We start from the raw sequence: 25,743 nt of genomic DNA, 5'->3' as shown, positions 1-25,743 counted from the left end.
ACGGAAAATGTATAATATAACATATTACTATTTAAATTAAAAACTTCATGCTAACTATAGAATATATCCAATAAATGATAATAAAATGTATATACATAAAAAAATATTGGATTCTTAATTTTGTTCAAAACAAGGATTATTATGAATTCCGAAATGATAATCGCACTAATAAATAATGCAGCATTACTTCTTTCCATAGGTGTTCTATATGATGTTTTTGTCTCCAATGTGGAGATCAATACTCATTTGAAAAGTATAATTTCTGGCATTCTTATTGGCCTGATAGGTATTGCATTGATGCTAAATCCATGGGAACTTTCCTTTGGATTATTCTTCGATACACGCTCTATTCTATTATCTGTCGTAAGTCTCTTTTTTGGCTTTGTTCCTGCTATAACAGGAGCACTGATCATAGCCCTATATCGTCTTTACCTGGGTGGTGTGGGAACACTAGCTGGTATTTCCGTAACATTGACCTCTGTGATACTTGGATTGTTTTGGAAGCGAAACAATGAGAAATTACAAAAATATTTAGGTATTTTTGATTTCTACGTTTTTGGTCTTCTTGTTCACATAGTCATGCTCTTTTGCATGTTATTGTTACCCTGGCCATTTGCATTTGAAGTCTTAAAAAATATAAGTTTTCCAGTGATGTTGATATATCCTATTGGAACAATGTTACTAGGAAATCTTTTGAAGAATCATTTATCCCGTAGGATAACACAGGATGCTCTAAAAGAAAAAGAGAGTATGCTTCAGGATTTTATCAATAATGTTCCAGTAGGCATGTTTCGCATAAATTCAGATGGTACAATAATCCAGATAAATCCTGAAATGACAAAAATTCTAGGGCTGGATACTATTGAAGAAACTATTGATTATTTAGAATATATGGGAAAAATAGATCACAACTCAAGGTCTCGAACAGAAATATTGGGCATACTTAAAGAACAGGGATTTGTAGAAAATTATGAATATGAGGCTTTAAGGGCAGATGGAAAACAAATTTGGATACTGATCAACATAAAGATGAGTGATGAAAGAAATGGAGATTCTTTCATAGTTGATGGTTTCGTTTTTGATATCACTGAGCGTAAGCAAGCAGAGAAACAAATGTTGCTTGCAAGAATAAGTGCTGAAGATGCAAACAGATTTAAATCACATCTTTTATCGAACATGAACCATGAATTAAGGACCCCTCTTAATTCCATATTAGGCTTTTCAGATATTATGATAGAAGGAACTACTGGAGAACTTAATAAAGAACAGGAGAAATACCTTCAGATAATATATAACAGTGGAAAATCACTATTAAATCTTGTTAATCAGGTACTTGATCTATCTGAGATCGAATGTGGAAGTCTGGAATTCAAACCAGAATTGATTACTATCAAGAATGTTATCGAAGACGTACAAAAAAGAGCTAAATTCTTATCTTCAAAAAAGAACATATCAATAGATAGCAGCATCGAAGAAAATATACCTATTATAAAAGCTGATTTCAACAAGTTCAGAGGCATCATTTTTAATCTGGTCGAGAATGCTATTAAGTTCACACCGGAAGATGGCAGGGTTAATATCATTGTTAGAAAAAAAGATAACAGCCTTGAAATATCCGTAATAGATAGTGGAATTGGCATCACAGATGAAGATATAAAGAAGATATTCATGCCATTTGTACAGGCAGATGATTCAACCACACGCAAATATGGAGGTGCTGGACTTGGACTTACTCTTGTAAAAGAATATGTAAAGATGCATGGAGGAACTCTTCAGGTAGAAAGTGAAGTTGGAAAAGGCAGTACTTTCACAATTTCTCTTCCATTGGATGAACTTACATATTAAGCGTTTTGTATATGAATTGGTCCTTCTCTGCGTAAACTCTGTAGAATGCTCATTTTGTAATTTTATTTAATTGAAAAAAGCGAGTAACACAATTATTAAGAGAGAATATAATGTTTTTAAGTGGGCCTAACCGGATTCGAACCGGTGACCGCTCGGTTATGAGCCGAGCGCTCTAACCTGGCTAAGCTACAGGCCCAATACGAGAAAAGTTTGAAGCGCCGCAAACAGGGCTCGAACCTGTGACATTCTGGTTAACAGCCAGACACTCTACCAACTGAGTTATTGCGGCTCTCAGCATGGCGCTCACGCGCGAATCCTTCTAATGCACTTATTGCTTTTAAACCTTTTGATTGCAGGGCTTTTTTGGTCCTATTTTGAACCATTTTTGACCCAATTTTCATTCAATATTTATCCGTAAATTTTACTTCATCATTATGATAATGATTATATATCATACAAAATATATGTTCCAGTAGAAACAAAGGGGTCGAGAGCAGTATAGTATTAATATACAGTAACACCATACAGTTACAGGAACATTATTTTCACAAAGATAATATTAGAGAAAATGCCCTAACCTGCTCTAATCATCCAACACAACACTGATTGGAGTGCCGCAACGTGGGCAAGTACCCTTACCTGTCAGTTTGTATGTGTCCAGCCCAAACGTTCCTCGTTTTATAAGAAGTTCTCCGCATTCTGGACAGAAAGTATGCTCGTGACCATTTCCCGGGACATTGCCTATGTACACATATCTCATGCCTTCTTCCCTGGCAACAGAATAAGCCATCTCAAGTGTCTCCAGAGGGGTGGAGCGAATATCCTGCAACTTGTAGTATGGATGGAAACGTGTAAAATGGATAGGAGTGTCTGCGCCCAGGTTCTCAAAGATCCACTTAGACATTTCACGTATCTCAATCTCAGAATCATTAAGAGTTGGAATAACCAGATTCACAACTTCCACATGCATTCCAAGCTCCTTTGCAAGTTTTGCAGACTCAAGAACCGGAGCAAGCTTTGCACTTGTAATATCCCTGTAGAAATTCTCAGTAAAAGCCTTGATATCCACCCTGAAAGCATCAAGATATGGAGCAATCGTTTCCAGAGCTTCCTGAGTGATGTATCCGTTTGTAACATAAACTGTAGCAAGTCCCGCTTCCTTTGCAAGCCTGGCACAATCATAGGTGTACTCAAACCATATTGTCGGCTCATTATAAGTCCATGCTATTGATCTTGCACCGGAAGCTACTGCCCTTCTTACAGCCATTTCAGGAGTAATCTCAATAGCATCTGCCTCATCTATGCTTATCTGTGAAATTGTCCAGTTCTGGCAGTGCTTACACCTGAAATTGCATCCGATCGTCCCAAGAGAATAAACAACTGAACCAGGGTAAAAATGATACAAAGGTTTTTTCTCAATAGGATCAAGAGCTTCACTTGAGACCACATTATAATTCAGCGTATAAAGAGTTCCTTCGCGGTTTTCTCTCACTGCGCAAAAACCACGTTTCTCAGGTGATATCCTGCACCTGTGAGCACATAGTTTGCACTGGACCTTATCGTCATCAAGTTTCTCATAGAGCATAGCTTCCTTTATCATCAAAAATCCCCATTTAAATATTTGATCTCATCATTGATGAAACTAAGTATTTCCAAAACTAATCGTTGCCTAAGATCGGGAATCATAAATAAATCATCAGGACAAAAGATTCAGCCTTGCATCAAAAAAGGTCTTTGTAACATTTATTTTGATATCTTCCCCGGAACTTCCCGCCAGAAAAAATACAACTGCTGTGTCATTAGAACTGACAGAGTATTCTGTATCGCCAAGTCCTGCATCAGCAGCCAAAGTTTCAAAATAACTTTTCCAGGAAGAAGGATATAAGGTCTGGATTGTCATTGTCATATCAGTAAACATGACACCATCCCAATACAGGGAATCAGAACCATTTGTTCTGAAATTAACCTCCTCTATAGAATTACTACTGATAGCTTTTCTTGGACCATTCAGATCAATTACATTAAATTCCACAGTAATATTGGTGGAATTATCAGTCCTTCTGATATCCATCTGGGGACCAAGACGCATCAAAGAGTAACTGTTCTGTGCCAGAATGAGAGAGCCACCCTCATAAGCATATTTCTGATTGACAAAATAATTATTGTCAGACTTGTAACTCACGGTTCCAAGGTTAAGTAGCAGAGAATCACTATTATAATCTATTCCTGGAGTAGTTCCCACAATATTAATTCCAAAATTATCCTCATTCACAGTGAGTCTTCCACTCGATTTTTCCGGGCTGAATATGGGCAATGAAGCTCCACCCATTTTAATCGGAACACTTACAGAAAGACTTATGTAAGGATCAGTCCTGGCATAACCTGAAAGGATATCCAGTTCATTTTTCATTCCTGACATATCATAAAAGACATCATCCATATGTGACTGCTCGGCAGAGGTTTTCCATTCAGGTATGTACTGGACATAAACAAGTGTGATCACAGATACCACTATACCAAATAGAAGGACAGCAGAGACAGCAGCAGAGATTGCTTGTTCACTGGACAGGAAATCTTTCACACCCATTTGCTTGCTCCTACAAGAATCATTTTCCATTTTACTCATGGGTTCGTCCTCGCATAATAAGCAGCCATATCAGACTCACTCAGCGTTACATTGTATATCTCGACCTCATCAAGATAACCGCGTAAATAATAGTCATTGTTGCCATAGTTCTGCCTCCCCATCCAAAGATCGTGATTATTGGGTACAAGAGGGAAACCGTCCATTGAAAGTGATTCGACAAATGTAGCATCTTTGTAAAATTTCACATCGCTTCCATCAACAACAACACCAATCTGATACCAGACATTTTTCTGAAGGTTCATAGCTGATGTCTGTATATAATGATATCCTGCATTTGTCCACTCGAAATAGAGTTCTCCACCTGTGGCAAAAAGGTCAAAATTATCCACTTCATCCATTCCCTTTCCAATTAAGCACACATCATTGTTGGTATTAAGCCTCAACCAGAAAACCAGACTCATATTCTGATCGAAATCCAGTGAATCATTATCGGAGACCACAAGATAGGCACCATTTCCGTCAAACCTCATAGAGGTTCCGTTTATTGCTGTACTGGACCAATGAGCATTGTTGATATATGCATCGTTACCATCAACACTGTCATAAGCAATAGAACCTGAATTCTCATCGAACTTCCATCTTGAAACAGGAATAACTGATGGTGTTGCCAACACTTCAGGAGATGAAAGCTCGTAATAGCCACTGCACTTAATATATGTGCTTGAAGGATTGAAATTGACCTGAGTGTTGCCTGAACCATAGAAACCTATATTCGAAATGTTAATCGCGGAATTATTGGTTTCCCAGTTAATGATCGTATTACCTTCTGCTTCAAGATAAGTCTGGCTGGAATCAGATGGAAGCTCATACTTTAAAGTTGAATAGTAATTTGATATTGGCTGGACATAGATATTAGTAACCTGGCCTGTATCCTGCAAAACACCATTTATGTACAGATTAACATTCAGATCAAATGTTGATATCTGGGAATTAGTGATACTCATAGAAATGGTACCTGATGTTTGGTCATTTACAACTTCAAGTTTGACCTCATCGTTTTGGTTCAAATTATACCTGATGCTGTCTATGTCTACATATCGGTAATTACCATCATTTGTAAAACTGATATATCCTCCATTTTTAATTACACCACCCTTTGATGGTTTGTTCAGGGTTATCTGGTTTGCAAAGATACCTGGAGGAGCCACTACAACCACATTCTGAGAAGTAACATCTGTCTTGCCATCATTATCAGTAACAGTAAGAGTTATTGTATAGGTTCCCGCTGAAGAATAATGATATGAAGGATACTGGCTGATGGAAGTTCCTCCGTCACCAAAGTTCCATGACCAGCCAACAACAGTTCCATCAGCATCAGATGACCGATCGGTGAAGGTAACTGTTTCAAATGTGCCGGGGTTTGAAGGTGAATATGTAAAATCAGCAACTGGAGCATATTGTTGCCCAGTTACATTTCCATTTGATCCTGAAACCATTCCTATTTCTTCTCCAAGAAGAGAACCGCTTTCAATAATGGTATTTGAATCGGTCTGAAGTAGTATCATTCCAACATAATCATTTTCATTGATCGTGGTATTCCACAGGACATCCGTATCAATAGCTATTGTCTGTCCAAGATGCCAGCTATTGTCCCCTGTTATCTGTTTAAGCTGAGATGAGGACATGTCCCTGCGTGTACCGTTCAGATTGAGAATTATTTTCACTTTATTGAGGTCAATATTCTCACCGCCTGAATGTCTCAGGTAGACAGTATCTGAATTGACATCCACCCAACCATCAACATCTGCATGCACTACATTATCTGCATGAAGATATGAGAACACGAATACAGCTATTACTGAAAATGCAAGCACGGCTATGGCTGTCAAAAGAACCTCACCGATTATTTCGGATACTGCATTTTCATCATGGAAGATTTCCATGACTTTGGATTTTACATTATCAAGCTGTGCTCCCATGTATTTCACCTCAGATGAAGAATGCAAACAGCAGGTAAGCAATAGACATCATCATGATGGAATGCTTGTAACCTGAATGAATGGTTCCCCCTCCCATTTTTCCTGCTACCAGACCTGAACAGAAACCCTGTATCATAGCAGCATGGAAAAATATCAAAGTGTATTTTTCAAGGTCAAAAGCATTTGACAGACTCAAACCTGAAATAGTACCTTCAGTAGATGCGGGCATTGCCGGCAGGAAATAAGCTGCCAGTATATAAACAATGAACAGGAAGACCATAAAAGCAATGTAGATAATAAAAACGTAAACAAACATCTCTGCATTACGTTCTTTTTTAAGCTGTCTTTGAATATCAGCATCATGAGCTGCAATTGCAAGTACGCTTTTTATGTCACCGGTTGCCTCATTGGCTTTAATTATCAGGTTAATGATGCGTCTGGTCATTTCAGTGCGTATCCGGAACTCGAATTTTTTCAATGCATCATCAAGTTTTGCTCCCCATGAAATATCATTGACAAGACGTTTTACTTCTGAATGGAGGATTCCTATCTTAAGCTGCATACTCATGACAATAGCATCAACAAGAAGAATTCCAGCCTCATTTATACTTGCAAGATTATTGAGAAAATCCGGAATATGAGCTTCTATCTGGTTTACGCGATAATTCCGTAACTCATCAAATATGATGTAAGGCACAAGCAGAATGATGAGGGCAATAAATATCTGATCATCGACTATGCTTAATGTCAGAACATTGAAGCTGTTGATATAGAGAATATTTGCAATATTTATGTATTGATTAACTGTATAGAACAAGTACAATAGTGAAGCAGGTACAGTGACTAATAGGACATAAGAGGGATTATTTGTGAAAAGTGCCAGCGGATGAGTGACTTTGTCCATGAACTTTACGATCCTGGCATAATTGCGCATCTTTTTCCTTTTAACTTCCTCATCAGGTTCACCCTCCATTAATTCCACATGGAAAAAAACATCAAGTTTCTTTTCTACCATATAGAAATCGGGAATCTTGGGATTATCATTTGTAAGTGAATTTAACAGAAGAAGGAATATCACTGTTCCAATTGGGATTATCAGATAAACTATTAGATTAAGAATGCCGGCTGAACTTGAATTAATAAGTCCAAGAACTACAAGGATAGTTATCAAGAATAGCGGACCTGCAACAAAAGCTGAGATGTATACTTCTGCAAGTACACTAAGAGTCTCAAAGAATATTTTCTGTTCCTTTGTAGCTGTGAGACGATACTGGTCATTCTTAGCCTTGAGATATGAGGTTACATCACCACCACTGTTCACAATGGATGTCATTCCATCCAGGAAGTCCTTGAATTTCTTGGAAGGACTTCTCTGTCCTGCACGGTCAAAAGCATGAAGAAGATCGGTCCCATAGTATTCCATATCCTTTACAATATAACCAACTTCTTCTGCTGCAGCACCATATATGTAATAGTTCTGTGCCAGTGATTTCATAATATCAATAAGATTCATTCCACCGCCGTGGCTCATTGCATAAAGATATGCAGTTGTGTGGGGAAGGGACTGATTTATAAGAGAGCTTCTTACATTTGCCTGAACTTCAGGTATAGACATGAAAATGTAATATGTCAATGAGCAGGCTATCACAGAAAAAAGAGCAGCCATTCCTATACTTAGCAACAAATGGAAATTGGACCAGATCCATGGAATTCCAGTTCCAATACCTAACATATATGGCCTTACGTTCCCAAGAAGATAGTATCCGGCAAACAGCCCTACAAAACCTGCAAACAGTGCCATGACAAGGGAAAAGAAATAGGTCTGGGCAATATATTGCTCAACAAGCATACCCAGTCCTGCTTTGCGTATCAACAAACGCTGGTCTTCATATCGATCGATGTTTCTCCTCACATATTTTCCAAATATAAAGTGGGCAGTTGAGTCAATGATATCCATACCAGAATCTCCTACATGTTCTGTTCTATCATTGTCTGCAGGGTATCTGCTTCCATGGCTTCAATAACACTATCAGGATTTGCATCATAAGCCTGCACTACAAGAGATATTCTTACATAATCCCTCATGTTCTTCTCGCGAAGATACGTGAGGATGCGGACTCTATTATCCAGTTCATCTGCAAGTCTGTTCCTGTCCCATCCCCTGGCGATCATAACCTTGTTCAGGGTGTACGAATCGCCGGTCTTAATGAAAGTATCACTAATTGGGTCCCAGCGATAGAGTTCGTTTATTCTTATGTAGCCGGTCTTGGCATCTATACCTGTAAATTCCACAAGACTCTGTGTTCTGCGAACCCTTTTATTATTCACGAATGTCTGCATCTGGATACTCAGGATATCAAGTGATTGAAGCATCACATGAGGAACATTAAGCGGTGGACTGTCAAGCCTGTTGACAACGGTCTGGACATCACCTGCGTGCATTGTGGAATAAGTTGCATGTCCTGTGGATATGGCCTGGAACAATGTGAGGGCTTCTTCTCCCCTGATCTCTCCCACAAGTATGTATTCCGGCCTTTGCCTGAGGGCTGAACGCAACAGGTCATACATGGATATCTCGCCTGCACTGTTTGCATTCAATGGTTTACGTGTGACACCTGCTATCCAGTTATCGTGATGAAGTGTGAGTTCTCTCGTATCTTCAATAGATACAACTTTTGATAAAGGCGGGACAAATAGCGAAACTGCATTGAGCAGAGATGTTTTTCCTGATGCGGTACCCCCTGCGAATATGGCACAATCACCGTTTTCCATTGCAAGCCAGAAATATGCCATCATTTCAATGTTACATGTATTATAATTTACAAGATCGATAGGTGTGATAGGATCGCCACGGAATTTCCTGATAGTAAAAGAGCTGCCTCTTGTTGTGATCTCTTTTCCAAGTGTTGCCTGAAGACGAGAACCATCAGGAAGGGTTGCATCTACCATTGGTTCACCAACAGAGATATGCTTACCACTTTTCTGGCAGAGCTTTATTACAAGAGAATTAAGTTCCTCTTCGCTAAAAGAAATGTTTGTTTTGATATTGCGGTACTTGTTATGATACATGAAAACCGGGATATCTATTCCATCACATGAGATATCCTCTATACCAGGATCCAGCATCAGTGAGTTTATACGGTCATGACCAAGGAAATTACGTTTCAGATAATAGAATATTTTGTAAGCTGAAGATATTTCCAGACTTGCATGATACCTGTTGAAAAGAGTTAGAGCATGTTCAATGAGCACGGTTTCTTTGTTTCTATCTGTGCTGACACCTCCAAGACTGAGAATGTCCTGAAGATCATCATATACCCTTTCAAGAATGTCCTTTTCATATAAGGTTAGCTTTGGCTCAATCACATGATAATAATTGATGTTTCCTCGTTCTAATATAATGATGAATGAATAAGGTTCATTTACCCAGTAACGTTCAACCTCTTGATAGCCATCAGGAACTTCAAATTCCACTAAAGGTCCATGTAATTCAGGATCATAATCAGGAAGCCTGGTACGTGGGTGTCTGATTGAATGGATTCCCGACTTGATATTAGTAACTAAAGTGGATAATCTGGAAGGGTCTTTTTCTCTTTTATAGACTTCTTCGTTTTCAACTGGAATTGTTTCCTCAATAATTAGATCCCGGGGTTCCATCATCGATTATTATATAATCCCTAGTATATAAAAAGTCTTTGTTATTTATTATTATAATCATTGTGGAATGGATTTATTATCAAATGATCAAGCTATTGCAACAGCCACGTCCATAGGAGATTCCGAATTATTGACGATATTGAAGTATAATTTCTCAGATGAAACCAGTTCTGCAGCTCTGGCTACGGTTGCAAATTCCTCAAATCTGTGATCATCATCTAATATCACAACATATCGATGTCTTCCCAGAACTTCACTAATATCTGGAGATACTATAATCTCATCCGGAGATATGGAATAATTCTCACTGAATATCAATGAGTTTGAAGGATCGAATATCTCAATGGAAATATTATGTCCCAGACTATCCTCATTGCTTATCTCAAAAGTCAACGGATCGATAGGATACTTGTCATGCCTTTGCTTTTCTTTCTCATAATCGGTCATGTAAAGAACGTATATTGTTTCATTACCAGCCGTGTCTCCAGTAGGTGATATCTGATAGAAATGTGTACCAAAATCAACATAGCAAGAGCATAAATTATCTCCACAGTAAAATTCAGCTTCATTGGCAGCCACCCCATTGGCATATCCACGGTAGTAACCTTCTGTTTTGTCAGATTTAAAGATCATAATATTTACATCCTCATCCAGCAGCATGAGACTAAAATTGCCACTATCCAATGATTCCCTTAACCTGTCAACATCCACAGTAACGGCTTTATATTCGTCCCAATTAGCTTGCACATCTTCTTCAGCTATCATATAATCTGCATCATTGATGATTTTATTTTCAGGTGAGAAATTTGTGTATAAAAGTCCTGAAACTGCAAATATGACCAATACAATTGCAATTAAGGAAAAAGGAATATTTTTAGATGTTATTTAACTCCACTCCACACTACAATGAAGTAAATAGTAAGTTGAAATTATTTAAATATGCCCGGAATAAATTACATATGTAACATTGATGTTTTAATTTACAGACTGCATAAAAAAGCATAAATGTGGATTAAAAAAGAGTAAAAAGGAAAATAAAAAGAACTATCCTGAAATTAAGCCGGAAGTTCAAGTTTGCCGAAATTCTCTTCGTAACGTGCCTTCATGACATCCCATGTTGGAAGGTCGGTCTGGCATCCGATGCTCTGAACAGCGAAAGAAGCAACTGTGGAACCGATCTTGCCACATACTTCCAGTGGGTAGCCACGTGTATAAGCAAGCAGGAATCCGGCTCTATAAGCGTCGCCTGCACCTGTTGGGTCGAGTGCTTTCACGGCGACCACAGGAATCGTTACTTCAGTTCCTTTGTTGTAGATCTTACTGCCACTTGCATCATAAGTGACAACTACAGTCTCGATCATGCTGAGAATATCGTCCATGGACTTTTCGGTCATGTCACAGACGCGCTGAATCTCATGCTTGTTCGTAAAAAGGATATTGGTGTTCTCAAGAATGCTCTCAAGGTTTTCTCTTGAATATGTTATAAGATCCTGTCCCGGATCAAATGAAACGAACTTTGCCTTTTTAGCAATCCTTGCATTGTATGTTGAATCTGATGTTGCAAGATGTACGAAATCCACTTCCGGTGGTTCCAGTTCCTTTAGCTTAATGGATGCTCCCCAGTGGAAATATGTGCTCTGATTGTGCTCTCTGTCAGTGAACACGAAAGCTCTTGTGCTTTTGTGCTCAGGGAATTTGTAGAGAAGTGAAAGATCAACACCGTATTTCTCAAATTCAGCCTCATATCCTGAAGAAGCAAAATCACCTCCAACAGCGGATATAAGCTGGGCATTTCCGCCAAGTATTGCTATTGCAACTGCAATATTGGCAGCTCCGCCCCCATAGTACTGGTTGTAATCTATTATAGGATGGGATTCATTGTGGACTGCAATATTCTCTACATCAAAAAGAAGATCAATAGCTGCATGTCCTACAACAGTGATTGCCCGGTCCATGTGAACACCTTACTCGAATTCCTGAACATCGACAACGGCAAGAGGAACATCTCTTAATGCACGGCCGATGACGGATTTTGCAATCCTTGATGCATGCTCAGGGCTTTCAGCATCAAATACCTTCATTTCAAGAACAAGACCGACAATTGCAGTGTTGGCAACAATAAAAACACTGCTTAATGGTTCTTCACACGCAGAACAGAAGGTTGTTCCTATATCCACTTCCACGTAATCCAGTTTAGGATTTAGGCGCTTTCCTGCTTCAGAAATAGCAACTCCTATTGCATCATCTGCTGATTTTACGTCTCTAACCAACCAGGCGGCTTCAAGTGTAACATGATAATTTGACATTAGATCTCTCCGATTTATACTTCATTTCTTCTTCAATTTAATATTTCATATCGTAAACAACACGTCATCATCGACGTCAAACAGGCCAAGTCTTGCTCCTGCGTCAAGCCATGCATGTCCGTAACTGAAACAGACCAGGGCATTGACAGGGTCATCAATTTCAATAAAGTGAAGACCATCATTATAGTATGAATTTGCCATATTACGATAATCTCCGGCCACTGTATACATATGAGATTGCGGGATCGGGGCAACTTTAGCCTTTTCCAGAGCTTCCCTTAATAGTCGCTCATATCTCTTAACTTTTTCATTCAGGTCAGCAGCCATATCGATCACCCTGTTCAACGGTATTCATAGTTATTATCTGTTCGCCCGGAAAAGCTTCTTGAACAATTTACCTCCACCCTCAGACTCTTCACCATTTGTGGCTTCAACCCGTGGTGGTCTTGAAGGTTGTCTCTTAGGAGGAGGTGTGAAATTTGTGTCCTGTCCCGGAGAATCGACTACTGGAATGTCCAGAACATCATGTTCATGTATCTCAACTGTGTTTACAGCCGGTACAGGCCTGCGAACCGGAGTAGGAGTTACCGGTTCAGGGATTTGGTTTGCTGCAAACTCAGGGGGTGGGGGAGTTGGAGTCCTTGCGGCCTTGAGAACATTGACAGATTCACCACCATGCTTGGATTTTCTAATTCTGATATCAACAAGCACTGGCCTTTCTATTTCATTGCTCACAAGCATGGCAACGCCGGGAGGCAGACGCATAAGTTCTTCCTCAACATAGGATGTAACACCCTCCAGACCCTTGCTTATAGCCTTAAGGTCGTTAGGGTTTGTTACCTTCATTATTACCTGCGTTCCACACTGTGAGAGCACATTCTTGTCAACCCTGGCAGGTCTTTGGGATATAACCATCATTCCAAGACCAAATTTACGTCCCTCGGATGCAATAGTCCTGAGAATATCCGTACTGCTCGTCTTGCTGAAACCTTTTTCAGGTGCATAGTTGTGAGCTTCCTCAACAACAAGCATTCCAGGTGGGATCTGATTCAGCTTACGAGCCTCAAAAAGACTTGAACAAAGGCTGGCAACTATCATACTCTGCAGTTCAGGAGCAACTCCCTTAAAGTCTATTACAGCAGCTTTTCCTTTCTGGAACAACTCGGTTATGGAAGTAGGATTTGGCGATAGGATATTTGTATCCCTTATCTGTTCAAGAACATTGATAACATTCCACTTTGCCTTGCTCTTGTCGTTGCCCACTTCGAAAATAATATCCTCGATGGTATATGTCTCCATTTCCACACGTAGTTTCTGTATAGCTTCATACAATATTCCGGTATGCGTGGTAGAGAAATTATCAGGGAAAATTGATGTCAGGTCCCTTACAGTAAGGTTCATTCCATTAAGTCTGAAAAGCTCATCAGCATCAGGGTTTATTGCCTTGCTTGCAGGAGTATATACTTTAATACTGTTGCCGTAACCTTTTGGTTTGACACCGAACCGAGCGAAATCCTCAGAACTGCCTTCACCTTCTACTTTCAAAGATGAATATTCACTATGAGGATCCAGAATAAGCATTGGAATATTATGATCGAGCAGCTCTTCCAGCAGTACGGATGCTGTATAGGACTTACCACTTCCGGTCTTTGCAAGGATACTACAATGCTTCTGCACAAGACTGTTGACACTTAACTGTACTTTGATATTGGTACCTTCAAGCATACCGATATTCATTTCGTTGCCTGTAAGTCCGAGCACTGATCTTGTAAGTCCCTCGTCTGCTGCAAATATAGGGCTTCCCGGACTGAATGGGATCACAGGTGCACGAAGCATTCCGGTCTCATCCCTTGAACCGATGATCACTACCTCGGCAACTATTTTATCATCGCTTTTATCAGCACGCTGCCCCTTCATGGCTTCTTCGATAGAAAATGAATCACTGTATCGTTTGATGGCCATTACCTGACCAAGTACCCATGTGTGATCTTTCTCGTCCGATGACGCATCATGCCATACTTTGACGTATGCGCCCCTGTATACTTTGGAACTGTCAAAAACCATTACTTTGAACTCAAAGGTTCCTGTTTCTCCAAAAATAACGCCTACTGAACCTCTTACCATTTTTCATCCCTCAAATTCATGGTCTTCGGTATTATGTTTATTATGTATTATTATATCTTCCCTCAGTCATCAAGACCTTCAAGTATCTCAGCTGGTGCTCCAAGTAATTCCACAAGGGCTTCTGCTTCGATAAAATGAAGAGATGCAGGGATGACCAGTATGTGAAGAGGTTCTCCGAAGTCCTCGTCCTTTAAAGCATGAGCATACCCTGCCTTAACAATTGGAGCTTCTGAACCTGCTCTGGCAATACCCACAGCAATTGCATTCTCCATGATGCCTTCGCCTCGTTTGTCCTCTACCTGAAGAAGCAATGAAAGTGCCTGGTTAACTGTCATGTAACCTTTATCCTTGTCGATGTCAAGGAAAACAAGGGTATGCATATTGTTCTCTTTGTTAAGCTTAATAGTATCATAAGGTGTTTCGGATACTACTGTGACTCCACGACTGCTGGTATATGGATGGGGAATTGTTGATGCTTTTCCAAATCGATAGTTCTGGAGACACGAGAGTCCACAGATAGCTGAGGCAATAGATGAACCATGTATAAGTTTGGTCTCGATATCAAGGTTCTTTGCACGCAGTCTCAGGTCAACATGGGTTGTGGAAACCATGGTGTCCCCTCCTGTGAGGAAAGCCACATTCTTATCTTTAGCCTCTGAAAGCCAGTCAGGAGAGATTTCCACGTCTTCCCTGGAAAGTAGATTGACCTTTTTCCCGTATAGTGATTCAAGTTCTTCCGGTGAGCTACCCATCAGTCTTGATGTGTAGAATTCAGCAAATACCATATCAGCATTTTTTATAGCTTCAAGTCCTTTCAGGGAGATATCTTTCTCGTCAAAAAGGCCAAGTCCTATGAAAGTGAGCATAATCCGCAGATATGTCCTTATGTGATAAATGCTTTGAGAATGCACAGGGAACAATTAAAGAACTATAGATGTGTAGCCTGAGAGGCAGTTGAGTGAGTGTAAATGAAAACAAGAGTCGCAATGTTTTTATAGAACTACATACAGTTAGTTTCACTCGTATATAATACTATACTGACAAATTACACTACTATAATTTATTTATACTATTGGAGGTCCGAAGTCATGGCAGGATATGGTAATCAACAACAGCAACCAATCATTATCGTTGATCCAAGTAAAGAGCGCACAACAGGTAAAGACGCATTATCAATGAATATTGCCTCTGCAAAAGCAGTTGCAAGTATTGTGAAAACAACCCTTGGTCCAAAAGGTATGGACAAGATGATGGTAAACATCATGGGTGACATTACACTGACAAACGACGGTGCAACAATTCTTGAGGAAATGGAGATCGAACACCCAACCGCAAGAATGATCGTCGAGGTTGCAAAGACACAGGAAAAGATGGCAGGTGACGGTACAACCAGTGCTGTTGTAATGGCAGGCGCACTTCTTGACAAAGCACAGAAACTCATTGAGACCGGTGTTCACCCAACAGTCCTTGTGAAAGGTTACACAATGGCAACCGAGAAAGCCCTTGAAACACTCAAGAACTACGCAGTCACCGTTGAGAAAACAGACAGGGAAATGCTTGAGAAGATCGCAAACACATCCATCACAGGAAAAGCATCCGAAATGGCAGGCGACCATCTTGCAAAGATATGTGTTGATGCTATCTATGCCATTGAGCATGAAGGACAGGTTGATGTTGATAAGGACATTGTAATGGCAAAGGAAGTCGGCGGAACCATTCACGACACTGAGCTCATTAACGGTATTTCCATCAGGAAAGAAGCACTTCACAATGAGATGCCACGCCGCATCGAGAATGCAAAGATCGCTCTTATTGACACTGAACTTGTATTTGCTAAGACAAACACAACTTCAAAACTGCATGTTGACAGTGCTGAACAATTGTTCGATTTCAAGGAACAGGAAAAAGCAAACTTCAGGGCAGTTATCCAGAAGATCATAGACACAGGAGCAAACGTTGTATTCTGTTCAAAGAAGATGGACGATTACGCGCTTCACTTCTTTAAGGAAGCTAACATGTATGCAACAAGACGTGTCAAGGATGAGGATATGGAAATACTTTCATACTCAACCGGCGCAGCTCTTGTGAGAAATGTCAATGAGATCACAGCTGATGACCTTGGATACGCAGAACTTGTTGAACAGGAAGACGAGCATGAGGAGAAGACCTACATTAAGGGCTTCAAGGATGCAAGGACCATGACAATCCTCATTAAAGGAGGTTCTGAGCATGTTACCGACAACATCGAGCGTGTGTTCGATGATGCGCTCCATGTGGTCAAATCAGTCTACGAGGACGGTACTATCGTAGCTGGTGGCGGTGCTTCTGAGATAGAGGTTGCACAGGCACTCAGGAAATATGCATCAAGTGTTGAAGGTCGTGAACAACTTGCTATCAGTGCATTTGCTGATGCAATTGAAGAGCTTCCAAAAGCAATTGCTGAGAACTGTGGTTTCGACACAATTGACACTATTATCGATCTCCGTGCAAAACACGGTACTGTGAAGAACGCAGGTCTGGACATTGAGACCGGAGATGTTGTTGACATGCTGGATAAAGGCATTATAGATCCTCTCAGAGTCAAGACACAGGCTATCAAGTCCGCATCAGAAGCAGCAATTATTGTGCTTCGTGTTGATGATATGCTCCGCGCAAAGGAACAGGCCATGATGGATGTCAAGCCTGAGCACAACGTACACAACTACGATATGGCAGGAATGTTGTAAAGAGGTTAGCCCTCTTACATTCTTTCTTTTTCTCTTTTCTTTTTCTTATCAGTTATTCAGTTCCTATTTGTCCAATGTAAAAAACAGGCTAAGCCTTCTTCTGAAGACAACCGATTGATAGTTTGGATAGTGGTGTCCATTTTAGATTCGCCTGGAACTTCCTGACTCTCATATTGATTATCCCTGTTTCAGGATTTAAGAAACATTAACCTTTCATTGAATCGATAGCAATAGGCGGTTGAAATTATTAGAACACATGACTAAAATGATTAATCATGATAAATGGCGAAACGTATATATACTATTGATATGTAGTATATCATGATAAATCATGACAGAACACTACTACAACAACAACATAAATCTCAGTAAGTTTGCAGCGATGTTGACAGCTCTTGCCGCTACGATGGTAGGATACTATTCCTTCATGGCATGATCTCGAATCTGCCATGAAGACATTTTAATTACAATAATTTCTTTCCTCCAAACCCACTTTGGCCAAACTGGGAACCATAAAAACATTAATTGGTATTAATTGATTTAATATATCATATCTGATCATCTGAAAGACCATAGAACTTCTTATAATCATCAATTGCTTTTTTTGCCTGCTTAGGATACTTTTCAAGCATGCAACTAAGGAACTCATCCCTTGTAGTGAATTCTTTCATCCTGTTGATAATCTTTGTTGCATATTCCTTTGATGAAGGATTCTCTTTCTGAATCTCAAAAGTAAGACAAAGTGCATCCTGTGGGAAGTATTTCCTGCGGATATAAGGTGCCACTGAGCCAAGAAGCACATCATGGTCAAGTTTGCTGAATGCTGGCACACCGATGCGCTGCAGTCTTTCAGCACCGGTCAGTTTTTCGAGGTTTTCAGCAGAATAGGAATGAATCTCAATGTAGACTTCAGGCTCCAGTTCTTCCACAGCTTCTATGATAACTGTTCCTATATCAGTAAAATAACTGTCATCAAGAGTAGAGACATAGTTCCCATTATTCACAAGCGGAATTACAGCGAGAGTACCTTTTTGCGGTGCTTCTATACTTTCAAGGATGTCTGAAGTATCTTTCCACTCATCACCATGCAGGCCCGCCACAAATAACCTGACAGGTTTTCCTTCTCCAAGTATCCTGTATGTCATATTGACCTCAACTTATGTTTAATACTTCAGATCCATTCTCTGATGATCGCACTTTTTTCTGTGCTATTTTTTCTGTGCTATTATGTATATCTCCTGCCTGTCAGATCCCAGAATGTCCAGTATCTTTACACCAAGAGACTCAATTTTAGCAATTATGGGTTTACTGTTCTTCTCTTTCCCCATTTTGATGACCTGAAGTAATTTACCATTGTCCCTTAGAAGCGGCAACACTCTTTCAAGAGCTGCCAGTGAGTCCATTGGTTCAAGTGTCATGTCACTGAGAATCACATCAACAAGCTCCGGTGACATTTCATCCAGAGGAATCCGGAACACATCGCCAAACATCACAGCGACATTTTCCTTTTCACTGACAACTTTGCCAAGTTCGTCATCAAAATCCCTGCTAAACTCCACACCCTTCACAGATGAGGCTATCTCAGATGCCATCATAAGGAATCCTCCTGCACTGGAACCCAGGTCAAGCACCCGGTCACCCGGAGATATCACACCTGTTGCATCCTGTATCCTTTTGAGCTTGAAGTAACCACGTGGCATATCAAGCCCCTCATCCACATCAACCTCAGAATCAGCACTGATGTCCTTTGATGGTTTCTTGACGACTGTGCCGTCAACCCTGACACTTCCGTTGAGTATGGCGGTCTTGGCCCGCCCACGTGACTTAAAGAGTCCTGCTTCAACAAGGTATGCGTCCAGTCTCATGGTTCAATTAATAAGGAAACGTACTATTTATAGTATCAGTTCCAGACTATATCGGTAAATTTTACTCAGAGATGCGGTTCTCATGAACAATACTATGATAAAGAAATTCACTTCACTCTTCCCATTATGGGCGGTCCTGCTTTCGGTTGTGGCCTTTGCTTATCCTTCCATCTTCTCACCATATAAGGATGCTATAACCCCACTGCTGGGAGTTGTAATGTTCGGAATGGGCATCACCCTTTCTGCAAATGATTTCCTGCTGGTACTCAAAAGACCAAAAGTGATTGTTATCGGAACCGCATTGCAATATATCCTGATGCCGCTTATCGCATTCATCCTTTCATACGCCCTGAACCTCCCTCTTGAAATAATGGCAGGAATGGTGCTGCTTGGAACCTGCCCCGGAGGAACTGCATCAAATGTGATATGCTATCTTGCAAAGGGAGATGTAGCACTGTCAATTACACTCACATCGGTGTCCACACTGCTTGCATTCATACTAACACCTGCACTCACCTGGCTTTACATAGGCCAGGCAGTGCCCGTAGAAGTTGGAAGCATGATGCTGAGTATTGTGAAAATAGTACTTGTGCCTGTGGCACTTGGAATATTCCTGAACACATTCTTCGGCAAACACATCGAAAGATTCAGACACGCATTCCCTGCATTGTCAGTAGCTACGATAGTCTTCATTATTGCAATTATAATCGCCCTGAACAAAGACAACATACTTGTTGCCGGAAAACTGGTAATAGTTGCAGTCATACTGCACAACGGATTTGGATTTGCCAGCGGTTACCTGTTCTCAAAGACACTGGGACTTGACGAGAAGGATGCAAGAACCATAGCAATTGAAGTTGGAATGCAGAATTCCGGGCTGAGCGTTGCACTTGCAGTAAAGTATTTCTCTTCGCTTGCAGCTCTTCCGGGTGCTTTGTTTAGTATATGGCATAATATTGCAGGGTCTGCTCTTGCTGCTTACTGGTCATCTGACAATGACAAAACAAGTTTATAGAATGCAAACCGATGCTTCATCCACAATGGTGATGATTTGTTAAAGGCTGTAATATTCGATATGGATGGTGTGCTTGTTGATTCTATGTCAGATCATGCAGAAGCTGTCCAGCATATTTTTGACGAAATTGGCGTTGAAATGGATAAACAGGATATCTATGAGAGAGAAGGAGAAAGAACTGTTGACATCATGAGATTCCTGCTTGAGAAAGGAAGCGCAGATGCATCCAGGTTTAACATATTGGATATCGTTGAGAGATACATTGCAGAATTTAACAGGATAGCAGAATTCAGGGTTTTTGAAGGGATGCCGGAGTGTCTCCTCGGTCTTAAAGATAAATTCAACCTTGCAGTAGTATCAGGTTCTGACAAACCTATTGTTCAGGATATCATTCAATCCGAATATCCCGGAATTTTCAGAGAACTTGTCACAGCCGATGATGTACAGCGTGGAAAACCAGACCCGGATCCATACCTAAAAGCAATAGAAATGCTAGGGATTTCAAGCCATGAAGCTATTGTTATCGAAAATGCACCCATGGGAGTTGAGTCTGCCAAAAAAGCAGGCTTGTGTTGTCTGGCAGTTCCCACATACCTTGATGCTGAAAAATTCCATCAGGCAGACATGGTCATTGAGAACCACACCCGCCTTTTAGAGTTCCTGAATGAACTGGAACCGTCTTATGATTGTGCACGGTTAAAATTATAATTGCACTTTATACCACTCTCATCGGAACAAAGGTTGCATGATACACATTTTGCGACCTCTGTCTCGCCATTTTTAATCTTTGCCACAAGGTCAGGTTCACAAATAAGAGGTCTGCAAAGAGATACCATATCGGCATATCCTTCATCAAGCATCTGTTCCATGACAGCCTTTGAGCGTATACCGCCTACAACCATTACAGGAACATCTACTGCTTCCTTTATCATTTTGGAATAGTCCTTGTAATAAGCCTCTGCATCAGTACTCTTTATTTTAGTCCTGAACATCTCCTGTCCTGCTTCGACAATTCCACCGCTGACCTCTATTGCACACACACCATTTGCAGCAAGTATCTTCGCAATCTCAACGCATTCAGGAGCATCAAGGACATTCTTCGTTCCTTTAGGAAAACCATCGGTTGCATTGAGCTTGACAAGTATCGGGAACTCATCACCTATCATCTCGTGTATCCTGTCGATAATGTCAAGGATGATTTGTGTTCTCTTCTCTGTGGAACCTCCCCACCTGTCCTTACGCCTGTTCGTGTATGGAGAAATGAAATTGCTGAGCAGGAAACCATGAGCAACATGTAACTGAACACCATCAAAACCTGCTTCCTTTGCTCTCCTTGCAGCGTTGGCAAAGTCTTCGATCGTCTGAAGAACTTCCTCTTCGGTCATTTCCTCAGGGGTCACACCGTTCTTTTTATTGGTCACAGCAGATGGTGCAAGAATCACGGGATTATCCGCAGTCATCATGGTCTGCCTGCCACCGTGAACTATCTGGATAACGATCTTGCTTCCGTGCTCATGTACCCTTGAGACGATCTTCCTGTAAGGCTCTATGAACTTATCATCATAGATTCCCTGCTGAAGAGTATCACTTTTCCCATTAGGATTGACATATGCATATCCGGTGATTATAAGCCCCACTTCTCCACGGGCAAGCTCTTCATACATGTCACCAATCCTGTCGGTTGGCGTGCCATCGGGCTCTGCCATCCACTCATGGGTAGCAGAACGTACAAAACGATTGGGAACTTCCATATTCCCCAGCATAATAGGTTCGAACAACATGCAGGAATATTGATAGCAGGAGCTTATATGCTTTTTCTTAGCTTAAGAAGAGCTGTACTTCATTTCTTCAAGCTCTTCCTTCAATGATTCATTGTTGATCCTGTAAACAAGCATTGATGCAAATAGCAAACCAAAAGCCAGCATATTAACAGCAAGTGTAAGCTGAAGTGAAGTTCCTTCAAGTCCACCGCCGCTGCTTCCGTATGAAGAACCACCGAACATCAGTGGGTGGGCTGAACGCCACAATCTGATAGACAGGAAACTAAGTGGGACAGAGATAAATCCTACAATTCCAAATACAGCCGCAAGACGAGCTCTTTTTTCAGGTTCCTCAAGTGCCTGACGCAGCATCAGGTAGGCAAGATATACAAGGAACAGTGCAAGTGAAGTTGTAAGCCTCGGCTCCCATATCCAGTACCAGCCCCATGTTGCTTTGGCCCATATCGAACCTGTGACAAGTACGAGGAATGCAAATACTACGCCTACCTCAGCGGCAGAATGGGCAACGATGTCCCATTTGCTGCTGTTTCCTTTAAGGTGCATTATACTGGCAATAAAAACAACAGTGAACGCAAGATATGATACCATAGCTATTGGCAGGTGGAAATAGAATATCTTGAAACTGCTGTCAAGTATCTCACTGGCATTGCCTTTCATCTGGGGCAGATAGAAAAAGATCATCCCGATGGCAATTAGCATAACAGGAGCTGTGATGATTGCAAGTATCCGTTCTTTTTTCCTGTCAATGAGCATGGTTGTTCTTCTGCCTTATTAAAACTCCTTGTTTAAATGCTTTTCATACATCAAACATGAGTCAGAAAATTATTGAAGATTCTCAAAATAGCTTGTTATGAATTTTCGATCCTAATGTCCTTTGACTCAACAGCTTCAATAAAAGCCTTTGTATTCTCTACAGTAAAACCAATTCGTGTACTTTGAGTTGCCATCTGGATAAAGAATATGATATCTCTCTTTGGCCTTAACCAATCCAGAGGGAACCAGGTCATAAGATTGCCGGATCCCCAAATTCGCCATTTACCGGTAGTTAAAGTTGCCTGTCTTTTCTCCATCTTAAAAATATCCTGGAACTTCACGAACTTTGCCTGTCCTAATGGAAAATAGTATTTCTTAAGACGTATACCTTTATCATCTACGTCTACAAGTTTATCGGAATATATCAGATTGTTTTCCATTTTTCCTCCATGAATTTTAACTTAAACGGCAGATACAACAAGAACTCTGAATAAAATGAAAAGTGACTCTGATTAGAGTCACTTAACAGATCAGGTGTGATTTATTATTGGTACTTATTAAAATAGTATTTAACAGCAATTTTCGATTTTTCCTCTGATGGAAGTGAAGTAAAATACTTTTTCCAGCCAGGACAAAAGTTAATGTGCCAGCGCCAGAATCGTCCTAGAAACGACTTTGATTTTTCATCATATTTTTGTCTCAACTTACAGTTTGCACAATTGCTTTCAGCCATAACCATAATCCTCCCTTTTACCCCATTACTAGAGATATTGTATCCATTAATTAATATTGGTAGCGTTTGAACCTATATGACAACTAATCGGAACGATTGTAAGGTATGTGTAAATGACATTTGCTTCTCAGGCTTTTGAAAGTGAATTTCAGAGTGTCTTAATCCATCACAGTATATTCGAACACAAGCTGTCCTACAACGAAGAATATCAGATCATACACTATAAGCAACCTGAGTTCCGAAGAAATACTACTAATTCCGCCATCTGTGAGTATCGTCCCGGTTGCCATAACAGCAGGAATGATCACAGGAATAATTAACGGAAGCAGAAGCACCGGAAGCATGATCTCCCTTGCCCTTGTGCTTGCTGACAATGCTGAAAGCAGGGTTCCCACACTGACAAAACCAAACGTTCCCAGAAAAATTACAAGTGCAAGTCCCGGAATGCCACTGATATTGTAGTTGAACAAAACTATGAAGATTGGTATTGTGAGCAATTCCACAATGAACATCAGGACAGCATTTGATATTGTCTTCCCGATGTAGATCGAGCTCCTGTCAATTGGTGAAAGTTTCAAACCTTCAAGACAGCCGTTCTCCATCTCACCTGCAAAGGAACGTGAAAGTCCCAGAGTGCCTGCAAAGGTGAAAGCCACCCAAAGAACACCAGGTGCGAGTTTTCCTACAAGTTCTGTCTGACTGAGAACATCAACGAACGAGATGCTGAAAATAACTATGACGATAAGCGAGAAGATAAGCATGGAATTGAGCATCTGTTTTGTGCGAAACTCGTATTTCAGGTCTTTTGCTGCAATGTAGAGGCTTTTCTTCATTATCTCACCACAGGCAGATTAAACGTTACTTATTCCCTCTGCATCGGTATCCTTTTCCACTATGGAAAGGTACTGTTCCCTGAAATCATCCACGCTTTCAATTTCAGTTTTTAGTTTATCAAAGCGTATTTCTCCCTTATCCATTATGAGCATGCGGTCGCATAGTTCAAAGGCACGCTCGATGTTGTGGGTTATCATTATCCTTGTAACATCAGAATCTCCGGTACTCATGAGCACACGCTCAAAATTAGCAGCAGCATGCTGATCAAGTCCGGTATATGGCTCATCCATGAGCAGAATCTCAGGCTTATGCAACAATGCCCTTGCAATAGAAAGCCTCTGTTTCATACCTCTTGAAAATGAACCGGCACGTTCATCTGCACGCTGAAGGAGATTTACACTTTTGAGTATGGAATCAACTTTTTCATCAATATTATTGTTCTCAATTCCATACATGCGTCCGAAAAAAACAAGGTTTTCTCTTGCTGTCAGTTCATCGTAAAGGTAAGTCTCATGAGAGATTGCACCTATCATACCCCTTATTTTCTCAGGGTGTTTTTTGGCGTCAATTTCATTAACAAGCACACTTCCTCTGGAAGGATTGATGATCGTGGACATTATCTTTAGAATAGTGGTCTTTCCGGCCCCGTTGGGACCGAATACGGCAACGAACTCACCTTTTTTGATCTCAAGATCGATATTGTTCAATGCTTGCCTTCGCCCAAAGCTCTTTGAAAGACCGGTGATAGAGATGATACTGTCCATTGGAGCTATATTTATTGGTTATATAGATTAACGTTTTGTCCAGAAGTGTTGATTTCAGGACAAAACGGAAAAAACTGATTTTCAGAATTATTTTCTCTCAAACGCTGGACCACCAACATCCGCGTTGTTGTTGTAACCCACGCTTTCCCAGTATCCCTTGTAGGGTTCATTGATAACTTCAATGGCAGTAATCCATTTTGCCCACTTGTAACCATACTTATCCTCGGCCACAAGCTGCAGAGGGAATCCTCTGTCTGCAGGCAGGGTTATGTCATTGAGTTTATAGGCAAGCATGATGTCATTGTCCACAAGATAATCCAGCTCAAGTGAAGTTGAATAGCCGTCTGTACAATAGAATACGACCGTCGTTGCACTACTGTTGATGCCAGTTTCATTGAACAATGTGTTCAGCGTAACACCGGTCCATTTTGCATCGAATCCCCAGCCTTCAACACAGTCCATGCGCACGAATCTTGAAACTGAAGGATATGCAAGCAACTGATCATAGCTCAGGTTGACAGGATTATCAACCAGGCCATAAATTCTTAGCTCATATGTATCCGGATCTATGTACTGAGTACCTTGAATAGCATTATTTCTCTGTTCTGAGATAGGGGTCAGTTCCTGTCCTTCAAAAACGGTAGCTTCGCCGGAAGTATTAACCTCCTGGGGTGAATTTTCAACGCATCCGCCAGCTAAAACAAGAATTAAGGCTACTAGACAGTAAATTAAGAAACTATATTGCCTGAGTTGAGCCATGAACTAACCTCCGGT

General features: G+C 40.6%; 23 protein-coding genes and 2 tRNA genes. 4 read left to right on the top strand and 21 right to left on the bottom strand.

Features of this window, described 5'->3' with window-relative positions; translation table 11 throughout:
• Positions 1–141 precede the first annotated feature (141 nt).
• Positions 142–1,845, top strand: coding sequence for an ATP-binding protein (locus BLP52_RS12355; protein WP_091710795.1), 1,704 nt, complete (start codon positions 142–144; stop codon positions 1,843–1,845).
• 121 nt (positions 1,846–1,966) lie between these two features.
• On the opposite strand, the gene BLP52_RS12350 is transcribed toward BLP52_RS12355, so the two are convergent.
• The 13 genes from BLP52_RS12350 to dph5 all read right to left on the bottom strand — a co-directional run bounded on the left by BLP52_RS12350 (position 1,967) and on the right by dph5 (position 15,364).
• Positions 1,967–2,041: transfer RNA gene (locus BLP52_RS12350), tRNA-Ile, on the bottom strand.
• Between the two features lie 20 nt (positions 2,042–2,061).
• Positions 2,062–2,134, bottom strand: a tRNA-Asn gene (locus BLP52_RS12345).
• Between the two features lie 294 nt (positions 2,135–2,428).
• Positions 2,429–3,445 carry an AmmeMemoRadiSam system radical SAM enzyme gene (gene amrS, locus BLP52_RS12340; protein WP_091710794.1) on the bottom strand — a complete coding sequence of 339 codons (1,017 nt, stop codon included), beginning with the start codon at positions 3,443–3,445 and terminating at the stop codon, positions 2,429–2,431.
• Positions 3,446–3,541: 96 nt separating this feature from the next.
• A complete protein-coding gene (locus BLP52_RS12335; RefSeq protein WP_091710793.1) occupies positions 3,542–4,471 on the bottom strand; it encodes a hypothetical protein in 930 nt (309 codons plus the stop codon).
• Complete coding sequence (locus BLP52_RS12330) at positions 4,468–6,411, bottom strand: LamG-like jellyroll fold domain-containing protein (RefSeq protein WP_091710792.1); 1,944 nt, start codon at positions 6,409–6,411, stop codon at positions 4,468–4,470. The genes BLP52_RS12335 and BLP52_RS12330 overlap by 4 nt, the downstream gene beginning before the upstream one ends.
• A 10-nt stretch (positions 6,412–6,421) precedes the next feature.
• Positions 6,422–8,368: a type II secretion system F family protein gene (locus tag BLP52_RS12325; protein WP_091710791.1), complete on the bottom strand. Its 1,947-nt coding sequence runs from the start codon at positions 8,366–8,368 to the stop codon at positions 6,422–6,424.
• Positions 8,369–8,379: 11 nt separating this feature from the next.
• Positions 8,380–10,071, bottom strand: coding sequence for a type II/IV secretion system ATPase subunit (locus tag BLP52_RS12320; protein ID WP_091710790.1), 1,692 nt, complete (start codon positions 10,069–10,071; stop codon positions 8,380–8,382).
• A gap of 84 nt (positions 10,072–10,155) precedes the next feature.
• Complete coding sequence (locus BLP52_RS12315) at positions 10,156–10,833, bottom strand: hypothetical protein (RefSeq protein ID WP_154717876.1); 678 nt, start codon at positions 10,831–10,833, stop codon at positions 10,156–10,158.
• Positions 10,834–11,123: 290 nt separating this feature from the next.
• A complete protein-coding gene (locus BLP52_RS12310) occupies positions 11,124–12,023 on the bottom strand; it encodes a carbohydrate kinase family protein (protein ID WP_091710788.1) in 900 nt (299 codons plus the stop codon).
• A gap of 9 nt (positions 12,024–12,032) precedes the next feature.
• Positions 12,033–12,374 (bottom strand): DUF555 domain-containing protein, encoded by a 342-nt coding sequence (locus BLP52_RS12305; protein WP_091710787.1) that lies wholly within the window; start codon positions 12,372–12,374, stop codon positions 12,033–12,035.
• A gap of 45 nt (positions 12,375–12,419) precedes the next feature.
• The gene (locus BLP52_RS12300) at positions 12,420–12,701 is read right to left on the bottom strand and encodes a DUF357 domain-containing protein (RefSeq protein ID WP_091710786.1); all 282 of its coding nucleotides are present in this window, start codon (positions 12,699–12,701) and stop codon (positions 12,420–12,422) included.
• 33 nt (positions 12,702–12,734) lie between these two features.
• Positions 12,735–14,498: an ATP-binding protein gene (locus tag BLP52_RS12295; protein ID WP_091710785.1), complete on the bottom strand. Its 1,764-nt coding sequence runs from the start codon at positions 14,496–14,498 to the stop codon at positions 12,735–12,737.
• A 62-nt stretch (positions 14,499–14,560) separates the two neighbouring features.
• Entirely contained in the window at positions 14,561–15,364 is an 804-nt protein-coding gene (dph5, locus tag BLP52_RS12290; protein ID WP_091710784.1) for a diphthine synthase, read from the bottom strand.
• A gap of 222 nt (positions 15,365–15,586) precedes the next feature.
• On the opposite strand from dph5, the gene thsA reads away from it, so the two are divergent.
• A complete protein-coding gene (gene thsA, locus BLP52_RS12285; protein WP_091710783.1) occupies positions 15,587–17,224 on the top strand; it encodes a thermosome subunit alpha in 1,638 nt (545 codons plus the stop codon).
• Between the two features lie 548 nt (positions 17,225–17,772).
• On the opposite strand, the gene BLP52_RS12280 is transcribed toward thsA, so the two are convergent.
• Both BLP52_RS12280 and BLP52_RS12275 read right to left on the bottom strand, forming a co-directional pair.
• Positions 17,773–18,369 carry a DUF2119 domain-containing protein gene (locus BLP52_RS12280; RefSeq protein WP_091710782.1) on the bottom strand — a complete coding sequence of 199 codons (597 nt, stop codon included), beginning with the start codon at positions 18,367–18,369 and terminating at the stop codon, positions 17,773–17,775.
• Between the two features lie 63 nt (positions 18,370–18,432).
• Positions 18,433–19,089, bottom strand: a complete 657-nt coding sequence (locus BLP52_RS12275) for a S4 domain-containing protein (protein WP_091710781.1) — start codon at positions 19,087–19,089, stop codon at positions 18,433–18,435.
• Positions 19,090–19,171: 82 nt separating this feature from the next.
• Between BLP52_RS12275 and BLP52_RS12270 the strand changes: the two genes are divergently transcribed.
• Together BLP52_RS12270 and BLP52_RS12265 are read left to right on the top strand one after the other, a co-directional pair.
• Positions 19,172–20,104, top strand: a complete 933-nt coding sequence (locus BLP52_RS12270; protein WP_238380831.1) for a bile acid:sodium symporter family protein — start codon at positions 19,172–19,174, stop codon at positions 20,102–20,104.
• A 36-nt stretch (positions 20,105–20,140) separates the two neighbouring features.
• Entirely contained in the window at positions 20,141–20,812 is a 672-nt protein-coding gene (locus tag BLP52_RS12265; protein ID WP_091710780.1) for an HAD family hydrolase, read from the top strand.
• Here BLP52_RS12265 and BLP52_RS12260 read toward each other — a convergent pair.
• From BLP52_RS12260 to BLP52_RS12230, 6 genes are all read right to left on the bottom strand, one after another.
• The gene (locus BLP52_RS12260; protein WP_091710779.1) at positions 20,785–21,885 is read right to left on the bottom strand and encodes an NADH:flavin oxidoreductase; all 1,101 of its coding nucleotides are present in this window, start codon (positions 21,883–21,885) and stop codon (positions 20,785–20,787) included. The genes BLP52_RS12265 and BLP52_RS12260 overlap by 28 nt on opposite strands.
• A 42-nt stretch (positions 21,886–21,927) precedes the next feature.
• Positions 21,928–22,638 (bottom strand): cytochrome c biogenesis protein, encoded by a 711-nt coding sequence (locus BLP52_RS12255; protein WP_091710778.1) that lies wholly within the window; start codon positions 22,636–22,638, stop codon positions 21,928–21,930.
• 95 nt (positions 22,639–22,733) lie between these two features.
• Positions 22,734–23,078: a hypothetical protein gene (locus tag BLP52_RS12250; RefSeq protein ID WP_091710777.1), complete on the bottom strand. Its 345-nt coding sequence runs from the start codon at positions 23,076–23,078 to the stop codon at positions 22,734–22,736.
• A gap of 451 nt (positions 23,079–23,529) precedes the next feature.
• A complete protein-coding gene (locus BLP52_RS12240) occupies positions 23,530–24,204 on the bottom strand; it encodes a heme exporter protein CcmB (protein WP_091710775.1) in 675 nt (224 codons plus the stop codon).
• Between the two features lie 18 nt (positions 24,205–24,222).
• Complete coding sequence (locus BLP52_RS12235; protein ID WP_091710774.1) at positions 24,223–24,969, bottom strand: ABC transporter ATP-binding protein; 747 nt, start codon at positions 24,967–24,969, stop codon at positions 24,223–24,225.
• 87 nt (positions 24,970–25,056) lie between these two features.
• A complete protein-coding gene (locus BLP52_RS12230; protein WP_091710773.1) occupies positions 25,057–25,728 on the bottom strand; it encodes a molybdopterin-dependent oxidoreductase in 672 nt (223 codons plus the stop codon).
• Between the last annotated feature and the right edge of the window lie 15 nt (positions 25,729–25,743).

It is taken from the genome of Methanolobus vulcani, from assembly GCF_900100715.1.
GTDB classification, from domain to species: domain Archaea; phylum Halobacteriota; class Methanosarcinia; order Methanosarcinales; family Methanosarcinaceae; genus Methanolobus; species Methanolobus vulcani.
This window is presented reverse-complemented; position numbering and strand designations above follow the sequence as displayed.